This window comes from Microvirgula sp. AG722 (genome assembly GCF_003269145.1).
Taxonomy (GTDB): domain Bacteria; phylum Pseudomonadota; class Gammaproteobacteria; order Burkholderiales; family Aquaspirillaceae; genus Microvirgula; species Microvirgula aerodenitrificans.
Window position 1 is genome coordinate 729,544 of sequence record NZ_QLTJ01000001.1, and the last position, 19,939, is coordinate 749,482.

Sequence of the window (19,939 nt, forward strand, 5' to 3'; positions counted from 1 at the left end):
GCAGACTGTCCGGTCACAGAATGTAGCGGGCCAGGTCCTCGCGCCGGGCAATGCCTTCCAGCTTTGCGTTCACATAGTCGGCATCGATGGAAACCGGACCGGTCTTCGCATCGAACGACAGCTCTTCAAGCAGCTTTTCCAGCACGGTATGCAGACGGCGCGCACCGATGTTCTCGGTTTTCTCGTTGACCTGATAGGCAATCTCGGCCAGACGGCGGATCCCTTCGTCAGTGAACGACAGCTCGGTGCCCTCGGTGGCCAGCAGCGCCTGGTACTGACGGGTCAGGCAGGCATCGGTCGCGGTCAGGATCTGCTCGAAGTCCTCGACCGACAGTGCCGACAGTTCGACCCGGATCGGCAGACGGCCCTGCAGTTCCGGCAGCAGGTCGGATGGCTTGGACAGATGGAAGGCACCCGATGCGATGAACAGGATGTGATCGGTCTTGATCATCCCGTACTTGGTGCTGACCGTGGTGCCTTCGACCAGCGGCAGCAGATCGCGCTGCACGCCGGCCCGCGACACGTCGGCGCCGCTGGTGCCTTCTCCGCGTGCGGTGACCTTGTCGATCTCGTCGATGAACACGATGCCGTTCTGCTCGACATTGCGGACCGCCGCCGCCTTGATGTCCTCGTCATTGACCAGCTTGGCGGCTTCCTCATCCGTGACCAGCTTCAGCGCTTCCTTGATCTTCAGCTTCTGCGGCTTTTTCTTGCCGGCGCCGATATTGGCGAACATGCCCTGGATCTGGCTGGTCAGGTCTTCCATGCCCGGCGGCGCGAAGATCTGGGTTTCGGGGCCATTGACGGCGATCTCGATCTCGATTTCCTTGTCGTCGAGCTTGCCCTCGCGCAGCATCTTGCGGAATTTCTGCCGGGTGTCGTTGTCATGGCGCTCGACCGGGGCCGTGTTTTCGCCACTGAAGCCGGGCTGACGCGGCGGCGGGATCAGCGCATCGAGGATGCGGTCCTCGGCTGCGTCTTCGGCACGGTAGCGGTTGCGATGGACCGCCTCGTCACGCGCCTGCTTGATCGCGGCTTCGGCCAGATCGCGGATGATGGTCTCGACGTCGCGGCCGACATAGCCGACCTCGGTGAACTTGGTGGCTTCGACCTTGATGAACGGTGCATTGGCCAGCCGTGCCAGCCGGCGGGCAATCTCGGTCTTGCCGACACCGGTCGGCCCGATCATCAGGATGTTCTTCGGCGTGATCTCGCTGCGCAGCGGCTCTTCGACCTGCTGGCGACGCCAGCGGTTGCGCAGGGCGATGGCCACCGCTTTCTTGGCGGCTCCCTGGCCGACAATATGCTTGTCGAGTTCGTGGACGATTTCCTGCGGGGTCATCTGGGAGGACATAACAATCTTTCCTACAGTGTTTCGATCACGTGGTTCTGGTTGGTGTAGATGCAGATGTCGCCGGCAATGGCCAGCGCCTTCTTCACCACCTCGGCCGGCGGCAGCTCGGTGTTCTCGTACAGGGCGCGCGCGGCAGCCTGGGCATAGGCGCCCCCGGAGCCGATTGCGGCGATGCCCTGTTCCGGTTCGAGCACGTCGCCGTTGCCGGTAATGACCAGCGTGCGTTCCTTGTCGGCCACGATCAGCATGGCTTCCAGCCGGCGCAACGCGCGATCCGAGCGCCAGTCCTTGGCCAGTTCGATGGCGGAGACGAGCAGGTTGCCCTGGTATTTCTGCAGCTTGGCCTCGAAGCGCTCGATCAGCGTGAATGCGTCAGCGGTACCTCCGGCGAATCCGGCCAGGACCGAGTCGTTGTGCAGCCTGCGAACCTTGCGCGCGGTGGCCTTGATAACGATGTTGCCGAGGGTGACCTGGCCGTCGCCGCCCAGGGCGACAAGATCGCCGCGGCGCACCGAAACGATGGTGGTGCCGTCGAACTGTTGCATGGAATGACCTTGATAAGAAAAAGGGGAATGGCGCGCGACACGGGGTCGGGCCGGGTTCCCCTGCATATGAAGCCGCCGGGCCGGATTGCAAGCGGGGGGGCGGGCGACAGCGGGGCCGTTCGTCATGCGGAAAACGAGTGAGAAAGCTTCTTATTTCTATTGAACATGAGATAAGTTCTCATTAAGATGATGTCCGCCATGAATCGCAAGACAGAAACTTCCACGCTCCTGATCGCCGTCGGCCTGCACGTCGTATTGCTGGCAGCCGTCGCCAAGCCGGTCGAACACACGACGCTGACCGCGCCGCGCATCGACTATGTCAGCCTCGCGCCGATCACCGAGGAAGCCCCCGCGCCTGCTGCTGCCGCGCCGGCTGCGCCCAGGAGTGAGCCGACGCCGGTCAAGCCGCAACCGGTCGTCAAGCGCGAGCCGCGCCCGGTGCCCAGGGTGGCGGACAAGTCGCCGGTGATCCCGGTGCCGACAGAAAAGGCCGCGCCGTCCACGGCGTCGGCGGCCAGTGATGCTTCTCCCGACAAGACGGCGTCGAGCGACTCGCACAGCGACAGTCGCAGCGGCGCCGAACGCAGTGAATCGACGGCGGAAGTCGCGCCGTCCTTCAATGCCGCCTATTTGTCCAACCCCCGGCCGTCCTACCCGCCGATCTCGCGGGAAATGGGCGAGCAGGGAACCGTCATGTTGCGCGTTGAAGTCAGTGCCGAGGGCGCGCCTGTCGCCGTCAAGCTGCACAAGTCCAGCGGTTTCGGCCGTCTTGACCGCGCGGCGCTGGATGCCGTGCAGCGCTGGCGCTTCGTGCCGGCCAAGCGCGGCAGCACCGCCGTCGCCGGCAGCGTGCTGGTTCCCATGAAGTTCAATTTGACCTAAGGATGTCGTAAACGATGGATCTGAGTCTGGTTTTTCACCAGGGTGACGCGATTCTGATCGCAGTCTTTCTGCTCTTGCTCGCCATGTCTGTCAGCAGCTGGTGGCTGATCCTGATGCGCAGCGTGCGCTACATCACGATCCGCCGGGCGAACCGGGCGCTGGACCAGGCATTCTGGGCCACGCCGGACTGGGTGCGCGCCAGCGAGATGGTGCACAACGCCGAGGCGCCGATTGCGCGCATCGCCCAGGCCGGGCTGGACGCGCTGGCGCATTACCGCCAGCACGCAACGCGCACGCTGGGCCAGGCCTGCGGTATCGACGATTACCTGACCCGTGTCATCCGCCAGACCTTGTCGCGTGAAAACGCCAAGCTGGAAAACGGCATGACCTGGCTGGCGACCGTTGGCGCCGTTGCACCGTTCGTCGGTCTGTTCGGCACGGTGTGGGGCATCTACAACGCGCTGATCGGCATTGCCCACGAGGGACAGGCATCAATTGGCGCCGTGTCCGGTCCGATCGGGGAAGCTCTGGTGGCCACTGCCGCTGGTCTGGCGGTCGCCATCCCGGCCGTGGTTGCCTACAACGCGCTGCTGCGTGCCAATCGCGTGCTCAGCGCCGACATGGACGGTTTTGCGCATGACCTGCATGCGCAGTTGTTGACGCAAACGGGAGAAACCGATGGCGTTCGGTAGTTTCCATTCGCAAGGTGCGGCCCCGATGGCGGACATCAACACCACGCCGCTGGTCGACGTGATGCTGGTGCTGCTGGTGGTGTTCATCGTCACCGCGCCGCTGCTGACCAATGCGGTACCGATCCAGCTGCCGCGCGAGGCCGCCGTCCAGCATCAGGACAAGCCGGAAGCCATCCGGCTGGCCGTCGATGCCGAGGGCAAGATGTTCTGGGACGACAAACCGGTCGACGCAGCATCGCTGGAAAAGCGCTTTGCCGATGCGGTGCGCGTGAAGCCGGAGATTGAAGTTCACGTGCGTGCCGACAAGGCTGCGCGTTATGAACAGGTCGCCGAAGTGATGGCTTCCGCCCAGCGCGGTGGCGTTGCCAGGATCGGTTTCGTGACCGAGGCGCCGGCAACCACGCGGTAGACCGGCCTGTTGTCCACATCGAAAAGCCCGCCTGCTGGTGGGCTTTTTGTCGTTCTGTGTCGGGGCGCTACCGTAACGGAGGGTGCAGAGACTTGCGTTCCGTAATCAAATTTCAGAGAAAACGCTGTTTTATAATCGTTTTTTATGGGCAATAATCAAATTTATGGAACTCATCGGTTATCAATGGCTGGCAAATGCACTCGGCGTGTCTCCCGTGCATGCCTTTGCCGTGCAGAGCGGCATAGGACGAAGCCGGTCTACCACGACCGATGGCGATCACCGGGTTGAGACCTACACGGAAAGCTACCGCCCTGGTGATACCTTCAGTGAGCATCTGAACTTTGCGTTCCGCTATCAGGGCGTGCATCTGGAGTTCCTGGCGCGCTTGTATCGCTTGCCACAAGCCAGGGAAGCGCTTGAACAGTGGATTGCCAGAGAGCCAACAGGGGCCTATGCGCGTCGCGCATGCTTCTTTTATGAGTGGCTGATGCCGACCAGACTGGATGTTCCGGATGTTGGCAGGGGCAACTACACGGACGCGCTGGATCCGGAAGAGTATGTAGTGGGTGCGCGGGTCAGAAACCAGCGCTGGCGCGTGAATGACAATCTGCCGGGAAACCGGGACTTCTGCCCGATTATCCGGCGTGCAGACCGTGTGAAAGAGTCGGAACAGTATGACATCCAGGCCAGACTGACCGAGCTGGAGTCAACTTTCGGTATTGACTTGATCATGCGCAGCACTGTCTGGCTGACCGTGAAGGAAAGCAGGGCCAGCTTTCTGATCGAACATGAACAGGACAAGGAAGACCGGATCCGTCGCTTCGCTGCGGTGATGGAGAATGAATGCGGCAAACATGACAACCCCTTTGCACCGGAAACACTGGCTACTCTGCAGAATGGCATCCTTGGGGACTCGGCTCTGCGCTATGGATTGCGCCAGTCTCCGGTCTACGTGGGACATGCCGAACGTTATCAGCCCGTAGTGGACTACATCGCACCGCACTGGAGCGATACGGGGTCGCTGCTTTCGGGCCTGTCCTGCTTTCTGGACAGGACAAGGGGAAGTGCTTCCATTGTGCGGGCGGCAACGGCCTCGTTCGGTTTTGTCTATATCCACCCGATGGCTGATGGAAACGGCCGTATTTCCCGCTTCCTGATCAACGACATACTGCGGCGGGACGGGGTATTGCCGACGCCGGTCATCCTCCCGGTATCGGCGACAATCACAAACAGCACTCATGCGCGGGCAGCGTATGAACAGGTGCTTGAGCGCTTCTCCCGCCCCTTGATGTTGCACTACGCGGATCAATATCATTTTGGCAATGACGTCATTGGCGATGATGGAATCGAGTACAACTTCCATTTCAGCGGCTACGACGACGCCTTGCCAGCCTGGCGCTATCCAGACCTGACTGCGCACGTGATCTACCTTGCGGAGGTGATTGACACGACGCTGACACATGAAATGCGGGCCGAGGCAAGGTTCCTTCAGGCCAATGACAATGCCAGGAAGGGGGTCAAGCAGTTTCTGGAAGCCCCGGACCACGAGCTCGACAGAATCATCCGGAGTATCCGGCAGAACGGAAACTGCATTTCAAACCAGTTGCGCAAGCGCTACCCGCTCCTGACGGAGAAACCCGGGCTGGGGGAAAGAATCGTACACGCCGTAGTCGCTGCCTTTGATGACTGATCAGGGGGCACGCATTTTCTCTCCTGTGGACAAGTCAGGTAAGCGGGCGCCCGTATCCGGCTGTGGATAACTTTTTCCATTGGCCAGAAAGCCTGCCATTGCTGGTCAGGGCGCCTCCGGTCGACTGCCGTTTCACTTGCCCTGTGGATAAAAAGTCAGTATTTCCCGCGTGCAGACGGTCATGCTCACGCCAATGCCTGCCGGGCGGGCAGCAAGGTCAAAGAGGCCGTTGCTGCCTACCCCGAACGGCAGTCAATACACGTCGCGACAATAGCGGCCTTCCGCCATCATCTCGTCGAGTGCCTGTTCGCCGACCAGTTCGCGCAGCGCGGTGTCGACGGCCGGCGCCATGCCCTTCAGGCTGCCGCATACATAGACGGCGGCGCCGGCATCCAGCCATTCCCGCAAGGTATCCGCCGTCGTGCGCAGTACATCCTGCACGTAGCGGCCGGGTGACGGATCGCGCGAAAACACCGCATCCAGCCGTTCCAGCAGGCCCTGTTCGCGCCAGTGTTCGAGCTCGTCTCTATAGTAGAAATCGCGGTCGGCGTTGCGCTCGCCAAAGATCAGCCAGTTGCGGCCCTGACCCTGGCGCGCGCGGGCGCGCAGGTGGCCGAGCAGGCTGGCCAGTCCGGTGCCGTTGCCGATCAGGATCAGCGGCCGTTCGGTCGGCGGCAGGTGGAAGCCGGCATTGCGGCGTACGCGCACGCTGACCTTGCCGCCCAGTGGGGCATGCCGGGTCAGCCAGCCGGAACCGGTACCGGCGCCGGTTGCCGTCTGCACCTGGCGCACCAGCAGATGAACATGGCCGTCTTCCGGCAGCGAGGTGATCGAGTACTCGCGCGGCCGCAGTGGCGTCAGACCCGACAGCCAGCCGGCCAGCGGCCGGTCCTTCACGCTGGCCGGATCCGGCAGCACCACATCGGCCAGATACTCGCCCAGCGGGCGCGACTCGCCCTCCACGGCCACGGTCAGGCCGGCGTCGATGCCGGCGGCGGCCAGCCAGGCATCGACCACCTCCTGCGCATGGCGTGGTGTGACTTCGACCAGATCCCCCGACGTCCAGTGCGGGTGCTGGTCGGCCGGCGGCGCGAGTTCCAGATGGTAGGTGGCACCCCCCAGGCTGCCGGGGTTCAGGTGCAGGCGGCTCACGATGCGCCAGTCGGCCGCGGCAGGTTCGGCTTCGGCAACCGGTCCGGCGCCGTAATGGCTGGCCAGGGCGGCCTGCCACTGTGCCAGCGCGGCCGGATCACCGGCATCGACTTCGATCGGGGCAAAGCGGGCGCTGGCGCCGGAGCGGATCAGCCAGTCCTGCAACTGGCGCCCGAACGCGCAGAAATCATCGTACTGGCGGTCACCAAGCGCGAGCAGGGCGAAACGGACGCCGTCGAGCGCGGCCGGCAAAGCCATCTGCTTCCGGAATGCTCGCGCGCTGTCGGGCGCCTCGCCATCGCCAAAGGTACTGACGATAAACAGCACATCGCGGTAACGGCCGATGGCGTCGGGCGGCAGGCGGCCCAGCGCCTCGACGCACACGGTACGGCCGGCTGCCTGCAGGCTGGCGGCGGTCTGCCATGCCAGTTCGGTCGCCTGACCGCTCTGGCTGGCATGGCAGACCAGTATCGCGTCGCCAGTTGTCGCTGCCGGTGTACCGGCCAGACGCGCGGCAGCCGCGACCTGTTTTTTCTTGCGCCGGCGATCGAGGTACAGCATCCAGCCGGTGATCGCGAACAGCGGCATGGCCAGGCTGGACAGCATCAGGATCAGGCGACCTGGCAGGCCGAAGTAGGCGCCGGTATGCAGCGGCAGCACACTGGCGACCAGTTGTGCGCCGGCCGGCTTGTCGGCGTAGTTTTCCCGCGACAGCAGGGCGCCGCTGGCCGGGTCGAATTTCAGCACATCAAAGGCGCGTTCATGCGCCGCGCCGGCGCGCTGGTAACTGACCTGCAGCGGCTGGCCAGGCTTGTTCGGCAGGCGCAGGATCATCGACTGGTAACTGCCGACCTCGGCGGCAATGGCCGGCCAGCGGGCCTGCAGGTCGAAGCGGGGCGATGCGCGCCTGTCGCCGCGTTCGCCGCGCGGCGGGCCGTCGCCGGCGCGATCGCGGGAGACGCCGGCCAGCGAGTTGACCGCATCGCGGTACCAGTCATACGACCAGAACAGCCCGGTCAGCGCCGACAGCAGATAGCAGACCAGTACCCAGGTACCGGCGGTGGCATGCAGATTCCACAGGAAGGCACGGCCTTTCAGGGCCGGTTTGAAGGCCAGCCAGTTGCGCCATTGCCGCATCAGCCGTGGCCAGCGCAGATACAGCCCGCTCAGGCACAGGAACAGCAGCGCCAGGGTCGAGGCGCCGACAATGGACTTGCCGGTCGGACCGGCCAGCAGGAAACGGTGCAGTTCGCGAATCAGCTTCATCGCATCGGCGCCGGTCGGTGTCGCCATCCGTTCGCCGCTGTAGGGGTTCAGATACAGGGTTTCGCCACGCTTGCCACCGGGGCCGGCAAACGCGATTCGCGCCGGCCGGTCGATATCGGCCGGCAGCATGATGAACGCAATGCGCTTGCCGGGCCCGGCCACGCGCGCGGCCAGCGCATCGGGGGCGAGCCGGACGGCGGCAGGCGGCGGCACGATATTGCCGCGATTGAGCAGCGAGACGATTTCGTCCTCGAATGACAGCAGGGCGCCGGTCAGACCGACGGCCGCCAGCACCAGCCCGGCAGTGATGCCGAACAGCCAGTGCAGCTGGAACCAGACTTTTTTCAACAAGGGAGTCTCCGCGGGACCGTCAGATCTCGGCCCATTGGCGCAGCAGATTGTGATAGTGGCTGGTCAGCGACAGCACTTCGGTACTGTCACCAACCTGTTCGCGCAGGCGCTGGATGGTCAGGTCCAGATCGAACATCATGGTGCGGCGCCAGTCGTCGCGGATCATGCTTTGCGTCCACAGGAACGCACAGACCCGGCTGCCGCGCGTGACCGGTTCGACCCGGTGCAGGCTGGTGGACGGATAGACGATGGCATCACCGGCCGGCAGCCTGGCCTGGTGCTCGCCATAGGCGTCCTCGACCACCAGTTCGCCGCCCTCGTACTCGTCCGGGTCGGACAGGAACAGCGTGGTCGATACGTCGGTGCGCAGCGCCGGGCCCTGGCCGCGCGCGCGGCGGATGGCGTTGTCGACGTGATTGCCGTACTGGCCGCCGCCCTGGTACAGATTGAAGTACGGCGGCAGGATGCGGTGCGGCAGCGCGGCCGAGAAAAACAGCGGATGGCGGGTCAGCGCGTCGGTCACGACTTCGCGCAGCGCCTCGATGACCGGCGAGTTCTCCGGCAGTTGCAGATTGCGTTTGCTCTGCGATGCCTGGATGCCGGCGGTTGCCTGGCCGTCGACCCATTCGGCACTGGCCAGGATGCGGCGGCATTCGGCCACCTGTTCGCGGCTCAGCACTTCCGGTACGTGCAGCATCATGATGCGGATCTCCTGAATGGCAAAAACCGCCCGGTGCGGAAGGCACCGGACGGGGAGGGGGACTGCAGACTCAGAACTTGACGTTGGCGCTCAGCACCGCCTGACGTCCCGGTGCCACCGACACCATGTGGGTTACGTAGGCCTTGTCGTAGTAGGTCTTGTCGAACAGATTGGTCACGTTCAGGCGGACGCTGACATTCCTGGTGATGTCGTAGCTGGCCATGGCATCAAAGCGCCAGTACGACGGCACCCACTTGGTATTGGCCGGATCGCCGTAGACCCTGGACATGTAGTACGCGCCACCGCCGACAGTCAGTTGCGGCAGGAACTTGTAAGTTGTCCACAGGCTGAAGCTGTTCTTCGGCGTATTCGGGAACTGGTTGCCCTTGTTGGCCGCGTTGTTGTTGTAGCTCCAGCTGGTGCCGTTGCGGGTGCTCCAGTACGAGTCGCCGGTTTCCTTCAGTTCGCTGTCCAGATAGGTGTAGCCGCCGAACACCTGCCATTTCGGCGTCAGCACGCCGGCGATGCCGAGCTCGAAGCCGTTGATCTCCTGCTTGCCGACCGTGGCCATGGTGTTCGCATCGACGTTGACCTTGGCATTGGTCTTGGTGATGTTGAAGATCGCACCGCTCAGCGACAGCCTGTTGTCGAGCAGGTTCCACTTGGTGCCAAGCTCGATGCTGCGGGTCTTTTCCGGTTCCAGGTCCTTGTTGGTGGCCGAGATCGAGTCGGCGCCGTCACCGGCGGCAATACCCGGCGGGTTGGCGGCGGTCGAATAGTTCAGGTAGATGCTGCCGTTTTCGAGCGGCTTGAACACGATGCCGGCCTGGTAGCTCCAGAAGGTGCTGTCGCTGCTGAGATTGCTGGCCGCATTCGGTGCCGTGCCGTTGGTGGTGTACGCACGCTGCTCGGTATCGAAGCGGTCATAGCGCAGGCCAAGGTTCAGCAGCCATTGCGGATTCAGCGTCAGCGTGTCGAACGCATACAGGCCCTGGGTGTTGGTCGTGGTTTTGGTGCCGGCGGTCGCGCGGACCACCGAGCCGGTCCACGGGTCGTGCGGGTTCGGGTTCTGGATATTGGCGTTCGAGGTGCCGGTGACGGTGTAGCCGCGATTGTCGACTTCGGTACGGCTGATTTCAAAACCGGTAGCGATGGTGTGCTTGATGGCGCCGGTCAGGAAATGGCCGGCCAGCTCGGTCGCGTTGATGATGACTTCGCTGCTCGAATGGCGGTTTTTCGAGCTGCGCGGCATGGTCGGGCTGCCATTGACGATATTCGCGCTGGAGTCGCCCGGGTTGGTGACCACATAGTCGTTCAGCGAGCGGGTGTAGCGCGTCGCATTGCGCAGGGTGAACTGGTCGTTCAGGTCATGCTCGATCCTGACCGTGCCGCTGTCGACCCGGGTCTTGCGGAAATCGCGATCGACCAGGCCATAGAAATTGTTGCGGTCCACGCCGAGCGGGCCGCCATCGCCATTCTGCGACGCGGCCGGGTTCGCGGTCGGCTTGCCGGTCGGTGCCGTGGGGCTGGTTACGGTGAGGTACGGCGAGATCGGGCTGTTGTACGGAATGCCGTAGTCGGGCATGTCGTCGGTCTGGAAGTGGTAATAGTCCAGATTCACCCGGGTCGGCGTGCCCAGGCCCAGGGCCAGCGACGGCGCCACGCCCCAGTGATTGAGATCGACCTCGTCGCGGCCCGGTACATCGCTCCTGAAGCCAAGCAGGTTCAGGCGCAGGGCCGACGTCTCGCCGAGCTGGCGATTCAGGTCGACGGTGGCGCGCATGTACTTGTCGGTGCCGAAGCCGACATCGACCTCGCCGAAATCACCGAGGCGGGCCTGCTTGGTGGTCAGGTTGATGCTGCCGCCGACCGCGCCGCCGCCGCTGAAGGCCGAGTCAGGCCCCTTGATCACGTCGACCTGCTCGACGTTGAACATGTCACGCGATTGCGAACCCGGGTCGCGCAGACCGTCGATAAACAGATTGCCTTGCGAATCGAAGCCACGGATGAACGGACGGTCGCCGGCCGGGTTGCCGCCTTCCCCCATGCCGAAGGTGATGCCCGGCGTGCTGCGCAGTGCATCCTGCAGGCTGGTGGCGTTGGTTTCGCGGAGCACTTCCCGGGTGATCACGGTTACCGACTTTGGCGTGTCGACCAGCGGTGCGGTGTATTTGGTCGAGGCGGCGCGCTCGGCCGTATAGCTGTCCGGATTGATGGCCGGCGCTGACACGTCGACGGCCTGCAGTTGTTTCGGTTCGTCCGCCAGTGCGGTTGCCGGCAGGGTGATGGCCAGTGCCGTCAGCGCGACGGTGCGGTTCAGGCGCGGCGGGTGACAAGGCGCGTGCTTGCGGCTTTTGATATACGACATCCAGGAGCTCCATGCGGGGAATAGCGGCGTAAGCGCTGTCCGCCGGCCCGGATCGTCGTGCTCATGTCATGAAAACGCGGTCTGGACCGGGGGCGGGGCTTCGCCGCTTTAGTTGTTGTAAGAATCTTCTGGCTGGCTTCCTGGGCGCCGCAAAGGCGGGCGGTGGTGGCTTGCTTGAGGGCTTCGTTACAAGATCGGCTTCAGAATGTGGAATGATAATGCTTCCTATTTTCAAGGGTCAATCCAAGTGTTATTGACCTTGCTCAGAATTAACCGTCATGAAACGAGAATTTTCTGTATCAGAAACGGTAAAAGACTGTATTTCAGCGCTTTTCCGGCTCGCTGGTCCTGCCTGGCAGCGGTGTGAACAAAATGCGACGGTCGATATCCTGCAGCCGTGCGCAGCCGCACAGCGCCATGGTCACTTCGAGTTCCTCGCGCAGCAGCTTGATCACATGGGCGGCGCCGAGCGCCCCGGCCGTGGCCAGTCCATGCAGATAAGGACGGCCGATCAGCACCGCGCGGGCGCCGAGCGCCAGCGCCTTGACGATGTCGCTGCCACGGCGGATACCGCCATCGAGCAGCAGCGGCAGCGAGGGGCCGACCGCGTCGGCAATGACCGGCAGCGCGTCGATGCTGGCAGGCAGGGTATCCAGCGTTCGCCCGCCATGATTGGACACGATCACGCCATCAATGCCGAGGCGTGCCGCCTGCTGCGCGTCCCGTGCCGAGCAGATGCCTTTCAGGATCAGCGGCAGGCGGGTCAGCCCGCGCAGGGCTTCGATATCGCGCCAGGTCGGGGCATGAGCCATCAGGCCGTCAAACACCATGCTCTGACCGGGCGCTAGCTGCGGCGTGCCCGGCATGGACATGCCGCGCAGGTTGACCGGCTCCACCCCCGGCGGCAGTTGAAAGCCGGCGCGCTGCTCACGATTGCGCAGGCCCCAGACCGGGGCGTCGACCGTGACCACCAGCGCGCGGTAGCCGGCCGCCTCGGCCCGCTCGACCAGGCTGCGGGTAAAACCGCGATCTGGCTGCACATAGAGCTGGAACCACAGCGGGGCCCGGCCGACCCGGGCGATGTCTTCCAGCCGGGTACTGGCCAGCGTGCTGACCAGCATCGCCGCGTCCATTGCCTCGGCTGCCTGCGCTGTCGCCAGTTCGCCATCGGGGTGAAACAGGCGCTGGTGGGCGACCGGTGCCAGAAATACCGGGTGCGCGTAGTCGTGACCGAACAGGGTCAGCCGGGTGTGTCCGCCGCTGACATCGGCCAGCACGCTGCCCTGCAGGCGGATGGCATCGAAGGCTGCGCGGTTCCAGCGCAGCGTATGCTCGTCGGCGGCGCCACCGGCCAGATAGGCCCAGGCATTGTCATCCAGGCAGCGGCGGGCGAACGGTTCGTAGTCGGCGACGGCGGCGATGTCGCGCGGGATGGAGCCAGGGCGGGGGGCGGGAGGCATGGGGCAGGATACTGAACTGATAATGGTTCGCATTCTAACCGTGCGCCGCCCGGCGTGGGGGAGCCGTGCGCGCCGACGGCTACTTTCTTATATGTGCCGGCAAACGGCCGGGCCAGAGCGGTAACGGTATAATTCGTTCATCTTCGCTTTCCGTCAGGCCGGCCGACACGCCGTATCGTCATGAAATCCTTTCTGTTCATCCTCAATGCCAGCCCCTACGGTCATGAAGCTGCCCTGTCCGCCCTGCGCCTTGCCGCCGCGCTGACCGATCCGGAGGCGGAGCCGGTTTCCCTGCGCCTGTTCCTGATGTCGGATGCCGTGGTGGCGGCGCTGGCCGGGCAGGACACCGGCGGTTCGACCCAGAACCTCGGCGACATGCTGGCGGAACTGGCGCGCGGCGGCGCCGAGATCCGGCTGTGCCGGACCTGCCTGGCTGCCCGTGGCCTGCTCGATGCCGGCTTCGTTCCCGGCGCGGCCATCGGCACGCTGGCCGACGTGGCGAGCTGGATGCGCACGGCCGACCAGATCCTGACGTTCTGAGGGTGCCCATGCGAACCATCAAAGCTTCTTCCACCCTGCCTGGCGATCCCTTCCTGCCGAACCGGTTCATCTTCGGTGATGCCGTTGACGCGGAAGGCCTCGAAGAACATGAATACCTGGTCCATACCGAAGAGCCGACCTTTGTCTGCCGCATCGTGGTCCAGGATCTCGAATTCAAGGGCTCGGACGCCGAAGGTTTCTGCTCGGCCATGCTGTATGACGAGGCGGAAAACGTCAGCTATTACGCCTGTAATGACGGCGTGACGCTGACCGACTTCAATTTCTACGGCAATGGCGAGCCGACCGCCGGGGTGCTGCAGAAGATTTGTGACGACGCCATCGCCTGCTACTGGGCCATCGACGAGGCCTACAAGAAGCGCGAGGCCGAGCCGATCCGCCGGCTGCGGGTCATGAAGCGCGAGACCGACGAGAGCGCCAGTGTTGCCGAACGCGCCGCCAGTCTGGCCGCCGCCGCGCGCGGTGCCGACAGCGACCCGGCCGCCGGCATCCAGCTGGCGGTGCAGACCCAGGCCGCACTGAACAGCAACGACCCGCGCATCTTCACCGAGGCGCAACTGGCGCTGGTCGAGGAGCCGCAGGCGCGCAATACGCTGCTGTCGCGCGCGCGCGAACTGATTGCCTTCCCCGACGTGGCGCGGCCGGACGGCAGCTTCAAGCCCTACGAGCTGTGGGCGGTGCCGCTGATGTACACCGTCGAGCATGCCGGCGAGGGCTGGTATTTCCCCGGCCTGGACGGACTGGAGGCGGTGCTGCGCGAGCACTACCACCTGGCGCCGAAGGTGCAGCTGCACGTCTCGCCGGCGCTGTTCACCCACGGGATGCTGCGCGACTCGGCCTGCCAGACGCTGATCCACGTTGCCGACGCGCTCGATGCCGGTGAAGTGTTCGTGCCGGAAGAGGTTGATGCCATGCGTCGCCGCTACGAAGAGGAACGGCAGAACTACCTGCCACGGCTGACGCTGAACTGGATCGTGTTTGCGGTCGAGCGCGGCACGCTGCAGGGAGAGCATGCCGATCCGCAACTGCTGCTCGATGCGATGATGCCGGTGATCGAGCAGTCGATGAACGCCGAGATCGACTACGGCGAAGCGACCATCTTCCAGCCCGAGCCGCTGTGGCAGAGTTTTGCCACCGGTACCCAGGAATACAATGTGAAGCGGCTGATGTTCTGCCTGTCCTACCTGGAAAAGAGCATCGGCCTGAACGCCGTGCGTGCCGAGGTCGAGTACCGGCCGCAGGCCAGTGCCTGGTGGCTGTCGCTGCTGCACACCCGGGACGGGGAAAGCCTGACCAGTTTTGCCTGGCTGATCAGTCCGGATCTGGCACCGGATCGCGACGCGGCACTGGTACAGTTGTCCGAGCTGCTGCAGCAGTTCGAAATCAGCATGGTCCCGCCGCGCGACCTGCTGCACTAGCGTACCGGAGGCGGCGGATAGTCCTTGCCGCCGCCGATGACCCCGGCGTAAAGTGAACTCACTGCGTTGCTGATGAAATGCACGCGGGCGGCCTGTGCCGTTCGCGCTGTCGGCAACCCGGCCGGCCAGCCGTGGCCGGTCACACCTGATGAGTGCCGACCCGATGCGTTTTGCCCCGCTGGCCGCCTACACGTTCAACAACCCGCTGGCCGATTTCGATGCCGGGGTGAGACGCGTGTCGCCGCACAATGCCGGCGTCTGCCGCGCCCGCATCGCACTCGGCGTATTTGTCCAGCCATTCGACACCCACGGCGACTGCCTGTCCCCGGCGGCCTGACCGCCATCGCCGGCCCGTCCGGCTACCCCCCATCCGATATTGAAGTCCCGCATGGACCGCGGCCGCAAGCCGCCGTCCGCTGGCGCGTGCGCCGGTGCGGGCAGCCAACGCGGTTGCCGACCCCTGCGTCGACCCGGTGCGCCCCTGCGCGTCCCGGTCGCGCGTCGGCGGCCCGGAGTGTTGATCATGAATCAGGAATCCCTGAGCGGCTGGCTTGATCGCCAGCGCGTGACCGAAGTGGAATGCATCGTGCCGGACATGACCGGCATCGCACGCGGCAAAATCGTGCCGCGCGACAAATACGACGACGTCGAAGGGTTGCGGCTGCCGGAGGTCGTGCTGCTGCAGACCGTGACCGGCAACTACCCGGACGATGACGAGGACTATGTGGCCCCGGTCGATCCGGACATGGTGCTGATGCCGGACCCGTCCACCGCGCGGCTGGTGCCGTGGGCGCTGGAGCCGACCGCGGTGCTGATCCATGACTGCTACAAGTTCGACGGTACGCCGGTCGACCTGTCGCCGCGCAACGTGCTGCGCCGGGTGCTGTCGCTGTATCGCGCCCGGGGCTGGGAGCCAGTGGTGGCGCCGGAAATGGAGTTCTACCTGGTCACGACCAATCCCGACCCGGACCTGCCGCTGGAGCCGCCGGTCGGCCGCACCGGGCGCTCGGAAACCGGGCGCCAGGCGTACAGCGTCGATGCGGTCAACGAGTTCGATCCGGTGTTCGAGGATATCTATGCCTACTGTGAAACCCAGGAACTGAAGATCGAGACCCTGATCCACGAGGTCGGCGTGGCGCAGATGGAGATCAACTTCAGCCATGGCGACCCGCTGGCGCTGGCCGACCAGGTGTTCCTGTTCAAGCGCATCGTGCGCGAGGTTGCCATCCGCCACTCGATGTACGCGACCTTCATGGCCAAGCCGATGGAGGGCGAGCCGGGCAGCGCCATGCACCTGCACCAGAGCGTGGTCGGCGTCGATGGTGGCGGCAATCTGTTTTCGCGTCCGGATGGGGAGCCATCCGCGCTGTTCCTGCATTTCCTCGGCGGTCAGCAGCACTACCTGCCGAAATCGATGCCGTTCTTCGCCCCGTATGTGAACTCGTACCGCCGGCTGACCCGTTTCAGTGCGGCGCCGATCAATGTGCGCTGGGGTTATGACAACCGGACCTGCGGGCTGCGGGTGCCGCATTCCGGCCCGGCGGCCCGGCGGGTGGAGAACCGGCTGCCCGGCGTCGACTGCAATCCGTATATCGCGATTGCCGCCTCGCTGGCCGCCGGCTACCTCGGCATGATCGAGGAACGCACGCCGACGCCGCCACTGGCGACCAGCGCCTATGGCATGCCGTACGAACTGCCACGGCATCTGGACGATGCCATCGAGTGGCTGCGCGGCTGCGCCCCGCTGGCCGAAGTGCTGGGCGAGCGCTTCGTGCGTGCCTATTGTTCAGTCAAGGAAGCCGAATATGAAGAGTATGCGCGCGTGATCAGTCCCTGGGAGCGCCGCCATCTGCTGCTGCATGTGTAGCCGGTTTTCCCCGCGGTCCTGAGCACTGCCATGGCGGGCAAGGGTTTTGCTTGTTTGCCGGGCAGGATGCCGAGTGCCCGCAGTCGGTGATGTTTCGGTATTGGCAGCACCCGCGTCATGCCCTCCGCATGGTGCGGTCCGTTCATAACGAGGAGAAGCCCGCATCATGCTGAAGAAAACACTTTTGCTGACCTTGCTCGCCGTATCGCCGTTCGTGTCCGCCGCCGAGGAGAAAGTCCTCAATATCTACAACTGGTCGGACTATATCGCCGACGACACCGTGGCCCGGTTCGAGAAGGAAACCGGCATCAAGGTGCGCTACGACGTCTACGACAGCAACGAGATCCTGCAGGCCAAGCTGCTGTCGGGCAAATCCGGCTACGACATCGTGGTGCCGACCAATGCCTTCCTGGCCCGGCAGATCCAGTCCGGCATCTATCAGAAGCTCGACAAGGCGAAGCTGTCCAACTACAAGAACCTCGACCCGCAGGTACTGAAGACCACTACCAAGTTCGATCCCGGCAATGCCTATGCGATTCCTTACCTGTGGGGGATGAACACGGTCGGCATCAATGTGAAGAAGGTCAACCAGGCGCTGGGCGGCAAACTGCCGGAGCGCCAGTTCGACCTGCTGTTCAAGCCCGAGTACATATCGAAGCTGAAATCGTGCGGGGTGTCCGTGCTCGACTCGCCGTCAGAAGTCTTTCCGACTGCGCTGCACTACCTGGGCAAGAACCCGAACTCGACCGATCCCGCCGACCTGAAGGCCGCCGCCGACCTGCTGAAATCCATCCGCCCGCATATCACCCGCTTCTCGTCGTCCGGCTATATCAATGAACTGGCCAATGGCGAGCTGTGCCTGGTGTTCGGCTATGGCGGCGACCTGAACATTGCCAGGCGGCGTGCGATCGAAACCAAAAACGGTGTCGACATCAAGCCGCTGGTGCCGAAGGAAGGCGTGGAACTGTGGTTCGACAGCATGGTGATCCCGAAAGACGCCAAACACCCCGACAACGCGCACAAGTTCCTGAACTTCATCATGCGGCCGGAGATCATCGCGGCGATCTCGACCAAGGTCACCTACGCCAACGGCAACCAGGCGGCCAGGCCGCTGCTGGACAAGAGCTTGACCAGTGACCCGTCGATCTACCCGTCGGCGGCGACCGTCAACGCCGGCTATGTGCAGATGCCGCTCGATCCGAAATCCCAGCGCCTGATTACCCGCTACTGGCAGGAAATCAAGACCCGCAAGTAAGGGCAACCGTCCTGTGGTGCCGGCAAGCGGTCGCATGCACTACTGCTTGCCGGCTCAGGCAATCGGCATAAGCTTTTCCCGTTCCGCTTTTGCTATGCTGCGCTGCATTGCAAACTGCGCAGGCAACACGGGATGATGACGTTCGACGTATTGATCGTGGGCAGCGGACTGGCGGGCATGACGCTGGCGCTGCATCTGGCCGAGAAGAAAAAGGTCGGGCTGATCACCAAGAAGGAACTGCTCGAGGCCAGTTCGAGTTATGCACAGGGCGGCATCGCCGCCGTGCTCGATGCCGGCGACTCGGTCGAGGCGCATATCCAGGACACGCTGGTGGCCGGCGGCGGGCTGTGCAACGAACCGGCGACACGCTTTATCGTCGAGAACTCGCGCCAGGCCATCGACTGGCTGATCTCGCTCGGCGTGCCGTTTTCTCCCGACGACGGCGAGGAAAACAGCTACCGCGGCTTTCACCTGACCCGCGAGGGCGGACACAGCCATCGCCGCATCATCCATGCCGCCGATGCGACCGGCAGCGCGGTCACCTCGACGCTGGGGCAGAAGATCCGCGCCCATCCGAACATCACCCTGCTGGAACAGCACATCTGCATCGACCTGATCACTGCGCAGAAGCTGGGGCTGGAAGGCAAGCGCTGTTTCGGCGCCTATGTGCTCGACATCGAACTGGACGAAGTCCACACCGTCACCGCACAGCACACCATCCTGGCCTCCGGTGGTGCCGGCAAGGTCTATCTGTATACGACCAATCCGGACACCGCGACCGGCGATGGCATCGCCATGGGCTGGCGCGCCGGCTGCCGGGTGGCGAACATGGAGTTCATCCAGTTCCACCCGACCTGCCTGTATCACCCGCATGCCAAGTCGTTCCTGATCTCCGAAGCCGTGCGCGGCGAAGGCGGCATCCTGCGTCTGCCGGACGGCACCCGCTTCATGCCCAACCATGATCCGCGGGCGGAACTCGCCCCGCGCGACATCGTGGCCCGGGCCATCGACTTCGAGATGAAGCGTCATGGCCTCGACTGCGTATACCTTGATATCTCGTACAAGCCGGAAAGCTTCGTGCGCGAACACTTCCCGAACATCCATGCCACCTGCCTGGCGCTGGGTATCGACATCTGCAAGGAACCGATCCCGGTGGTGCCGGCGGCGCACTACACCTGCGGCGGCCTCAAGACCGACCTGTGCGGGAAGACCGACGTCGACAACCTGTATGCAGTGGGTGAAGTCGCCTGCACCGGGCTGCACGGCGCCAACCGGCTGGCGTCGAACTCGCTGCTCGAATGCATGGTGATCGGGCGGGCGGCGGCGGAACATATCCTCAAGGCCGGCAAGCAGCAGACGCCGCCGGTTCCGGACTGGGACGACAGCCGGGTGACCGATGCCGACGAGGCCGTGGTCATCTCGCACAACTGGGACGAACTGCGCCGCTCGATGTGGGACTACGTCGGCATCGTGCGCACCAACAAGCGGCTGGAGCGGGCGCTGCACCGCATCGAACTGCTTAAGACCGAAATCAACGAGTACTACAGCAACTTCCACGTCACCAATGACCTGATCGAACTGCGCAACCTGGTGCAGACCGCCGAATTGATCGTGCGTTCGGCCATGGCGCGGCATGAAAGCCGGGGCCTGCACTACAGTCGCGACTATCCGGAGACGCTGGCTGATGCGGTCGACACGATCCTGGTGCCGGAGACGGCAAAGTAAATATCCTTTACGAACAGTAGTTTGACCTTTTTGTGACAGGAAAAGTGCGAAGAGGTGTTGACGGAATAGAGGGGCGGACGTATAGTTCGCTTCCTCGCTGCACGACGCAGCGCCGAACGAAGCAGCAAGTCGCTGATTCGGTTCGGAAAAATGCTCTTTAACAAAACAGACAACCGATAAGTGTAGGCGCTTGCTGAAAAGCAAGGCTTACACAGTCAAGGAAGAACTTTCAGAAGTTCTTTTGAGA

The 19,939-nt window shown here is 63.9% G+C and carries 16 protein-coding genes; 10 read left to right on the forward strand and 6 right to left on the reverse strand.

The genetic code is table 11. The annotated features are described in order from the left end of the window. Window positions 1-13: 13 nt before the first annotated feature. Window positions 14-1,342 carry an ATP-dependent protease ATPase subunit HslU gene (gene hslU, locus DFO50_RS03450; protein WP_199489735.1) on the reverse strand — a complete coding sequence of 443 codons (1,329 nt, stop codon included), beginning with the start codon at window positions 1,340-1,342 and terminating at the stop codon, window positions 14-16. Window positions 1,343-1,365: 23 nt separating this feature from the next. Then, window positions 1,366-1,899, reverse strand: coding sequence for an ATP-dependent protease subunit HslV (hslV, locus tag DFO50_RS03455; protein WP_028498717.1), 534 nt, complete (start codon window positions 1,897-1,899; stop codon window positions 1,366-1,368). A gap of 198 nt (window positions 1,900-2,097) precedes the next feature. Between hslV and DFO50_RS03460 the strand changes: the two genes are divergently transcribed. The 4 genes from DFO50_RS03460 to DFO50_RS03475 all read left to right on the forward strand — a co-directional run bounded on the left by DFO50_RS03460 (window position 2,098) and on the right by DFO50_RS03475 (window position 5,572). Continuing rightward, window positions 2,098-2,781 (forward strand): energy transducer TonB, encoded by a 684-nt coding sequence (locus DFO50_RS03460; RefSeq protein ID WP_158537395.1) that lies wholly within the window; start codon window positions 2,098-2,100, stop codon window positions 2,779-2,781. Between the two features lie 14 nt (window positions 2,782-2,795). Beyond that, window positions 2,796-3,473 carry a MotA/TolQ/ExbB proton channel family protein gene (locus DFO50_RS03465; RefSeq protein WP_028498718.1) on the forward strand — a complete coding sequence of 226 codons (678 nt, stop codon included), beginning with the start codon at window positions 2,796-2,798 and terminating at the stop codon, window positions 3,471-3,473. Further along, on the forward strand, window positions 3,460-3,882 hold the full coding sequence (locus DFO50_RS03470) for a biopolymer transporter ExbD (RefSeq protein ID WP_028498719.1): 423 nt from the start codon (window positions 3,460-3,462) through the stop codon (window positions 3,880-3,882). The genes DFO50_RS03465 and DFO50_RS03470 overlap by 14 nt, the downstream gene beginning before the upstream one ends. An 82-nt stretch (window positions 3,883-3,964) precedes the next feature. Beyond that, complete coding sequence (locus tag DFO50_RS03475) at window positions 3,965-5,572, forward strand: Fic family protein (protein WP_199489722.1); 1,608 nt, start codon at window positions 3,965-3,967, stop codon at window positions 5,570-5,572. A 252-nt stretch (window positions 5,573-5,824) separates the two neighbouring features. Here DFO50_RS03475 and DFO50_RS03480 read toward each other — a convergent pair whose 3' ends face one another. The 4 genes from DFO50_RS03480 to DFO50_RS03495 form a co-directional block, all read right to left on the reverse strand. Next, window positions 5,825-8,338 (reverse strand): sulfite reductase flavoprotein subunit alpha, encoded by a 2,514-nt coding sequence (locus DFO50_RS03480; RefSeq protein WP_112692022.1) that lies wholly within the window; start codon window positions 8,336-8,338, stop codon window positions 5,825-5,827. 22 nt (window positions 8,339-8,360) lie between these two features. Further along, window positions 8,361-9,041 carry a Fe2+-dependent dioxygenase gene (locus DFO50_RS03485; protein ID WP_107888967.1) on the reverse strand — a complete coding sequence of 227 codons (681 nt, stop codon included), beginning with the start codon at window positions 9,039-9,041 and terminating at the stop codon, window positions 8,361-8,363. A 70-nt stretch (window positions 9,042-9,111) separates the two neighbouring features. Then, window positions 9,112-11,409, reverse strand: coding sequence for a TonB-dependent siderophore receptor (locus tag DFO50_RS03490; RefSeq protein ID WP_112692023.1), 2,298 nt, complete (start codon window positions 11,407-11,409; stop codon window positions 9,112-9,114). Window positions 11,410-11,732: 323 nt separating this feature from the next. Next, a complete protein-coding gene (locus tag DFO50_RS03495) occupies window positions 11,733-12,869 on the reverse strand; it encodes an alpha-hydroxy acid oxidase (protein WP_112692024.1) in 1,137 nt (378 codons plus the stop codon). Between the two features lie 180 nt (window positions 12,870-13,049). Here DFO50_RS03495 and DFO50_RS03500 point away from each other — a divergent pair, with 180 nt between their 5' ends. From DFO50_RS03500 to nadB, 6 genes are all read left to right on the forward strand, one after another. Further along, window positions 13,050-13,409: a DsrE/DsrF/TusD sulfur relay family protein gene (locus DFO50_RS03500; RefSeq protein WP_112692025.1), complete on the forward strand. Its 360-nt coding sequence runs from the start codon at window positions 13,050-13,052 to the stop codon at window positions 13,407-13,409. Window positions 13,410-13,417: 8 nt separating this feature from the next. Then, window positions 13,418-14,845 carry a hypothetical protein gene (locus DFO50_RS03505; protein WP_028498725.1) on the forward strand — a complete coding sequence of 476 codons (1,428 nt, stop codon included), beginning with the start codon at window positions 13,418-13,420 and terminating at the stop codon, window positions 14,843-14,845. A 148-nt stretch (window positions 14,846-14,993) separates the two neighbouring features. Then, the gene (locus tag DFO50_RS03510; protein WP_146745005.1) at window positions 14,994-15,182 is read left to right on the forward strand and encodes a hypothetical protein; all 189 of its coding nucleotides are present in this window, start codon (window positions 14,994-14,996) and stop codon (window positions 15,180-15,182) included. A gap of 186 nt (window positions 15,183-15,368) precedes the next feature. Further along, window positions 15,369-16,712, forward strand: coding sequence for a glutamine synthetase family protein (locus tag DFO50_RS03515; protein WP_028498727.1), 1,344 nt, complete (start codon window positions 15,369-15,371; stop codon window positions 16,710-16,712). Window positions 16,713-16,878: 166 nt separating this feature from the next. Continuing rightward, entirely contained in the window at window positions 16,879-17,967 is a 1,089-nt protein-coding gene (locus DFO50_RS03520; protein WP_112692026.1) for a polyamine ABC transporter substrate-binding protein, read from the forward strand. Between the two features lie 132 nt (window positions 17,968-18,099). Continuing rightward, the gene (gene nadB / locus DFO50_RS03525) at window positions 18,100-19,692 is read left to right on the forward strand and encodes an L-aspartate oxidase (protein ID WP_107888972.1); all 1,593 of its coding nucleotides are present in this window, start codon (window positions 18,100-18,102) and stop codon (window positions 19,690-19,692) included. Window positions 19,693-19,939 lie beyond the last annotated feature (247 nt).

Coding starts and splice junctions, on each gene's coding strand:
- DFO50_RS03485 (WP_107888967.1), bottom strand. CDS start 9,041: ATGATGCTGCACGTACCGGAAGTGCTGAGCCGCGAACAGGTGGCCGAA.
- DFO50_RS03505 (WP_028498725.1), top strand. CDS start 13,418: ATGCGAACCATCAAAGCTTCTTCCACCCTGCCTGGCGATCCCTTCCTG.
- hslV (WP_028498717.1), bottom strand. CDS start 1,899: ATGCAACAGTTCGACGGCACCACCATCGTTTCGGTGCGCCGCGGCGAT.
- DFO50_RS03470 (WP_028498719.1), top strand. CDS start 3,460: ATGGCGTTCGGTAGTTTCCATTCGCAAGGTGCGGCCCCGATGGCGGAC.
- DFO50_RS03510 (WP_146745005.1), top strand. CDS start 14,994: ATGAGTGCCGACCCGATGCGTTTTGCCCCGCTGGCCGCCTACACGTTC.
- DFO50_RS03465 (WP_028498718.1), top strand. CDS start 2,796: ATGGATCTGAGTCTGGTTTTTCACCAGGGTGACGCGATTCTGATCGCA.
- DFO50_RS03520 (WP_112692026.1), top strand. CDS start 16,879: ATGCTGAAGAAAACACTTTTGCTGACCTTGCTCGCCGTATCGCCGTTC.
- DFO50_RS03500 (WP_112692025.1), top strand. CDS start 13,050: ATGAAATCCTTTCTGTTCATCCTCAATGCCAGCCCCTACGGTCATGAA.
- hslU (WP_199489735.1), bottom strand. CDS start 1,342: ATGACCCCGCAGGAAATCGTCCACGAACTCGACAAGCATATTGTCGGC.
- DFO50_RS03495 (WP_112692024.1), bottom strand. CDS start 12,869: ATGCCTCCCGCCCCCCGCCCTGGCTCCATCCCGCGCGACATCGCCGCC.
- DFO50_RS03515 (WP_028498727.1), top strand. CDS start 15,369: ATGAATCAGGAATCCCTGAGCGGCTGGCTTGATCGCCAGCGCGTGACC.
- DFO50_RS03490 (WP_112692023.1), bottom strand. CDS start 11,409: ATGTCGTATATCAAAAGCCGCAAGCACGCGCCTTGTCACCCGCCGCGC.
- nadB (WP_107888972.1), top strand. CDS start 18,100: ATGATGACGTTCGACGTATTGATCGTGGGCAGCGGACTGGCGGGCATG.
- DFO50_RS03460 (WP_158537395.1), top strand. CDS start 2,098: ATGAATCGCAAGACAGAAACTTCCACGCTCCTGATCGCCGTCGGCCTG.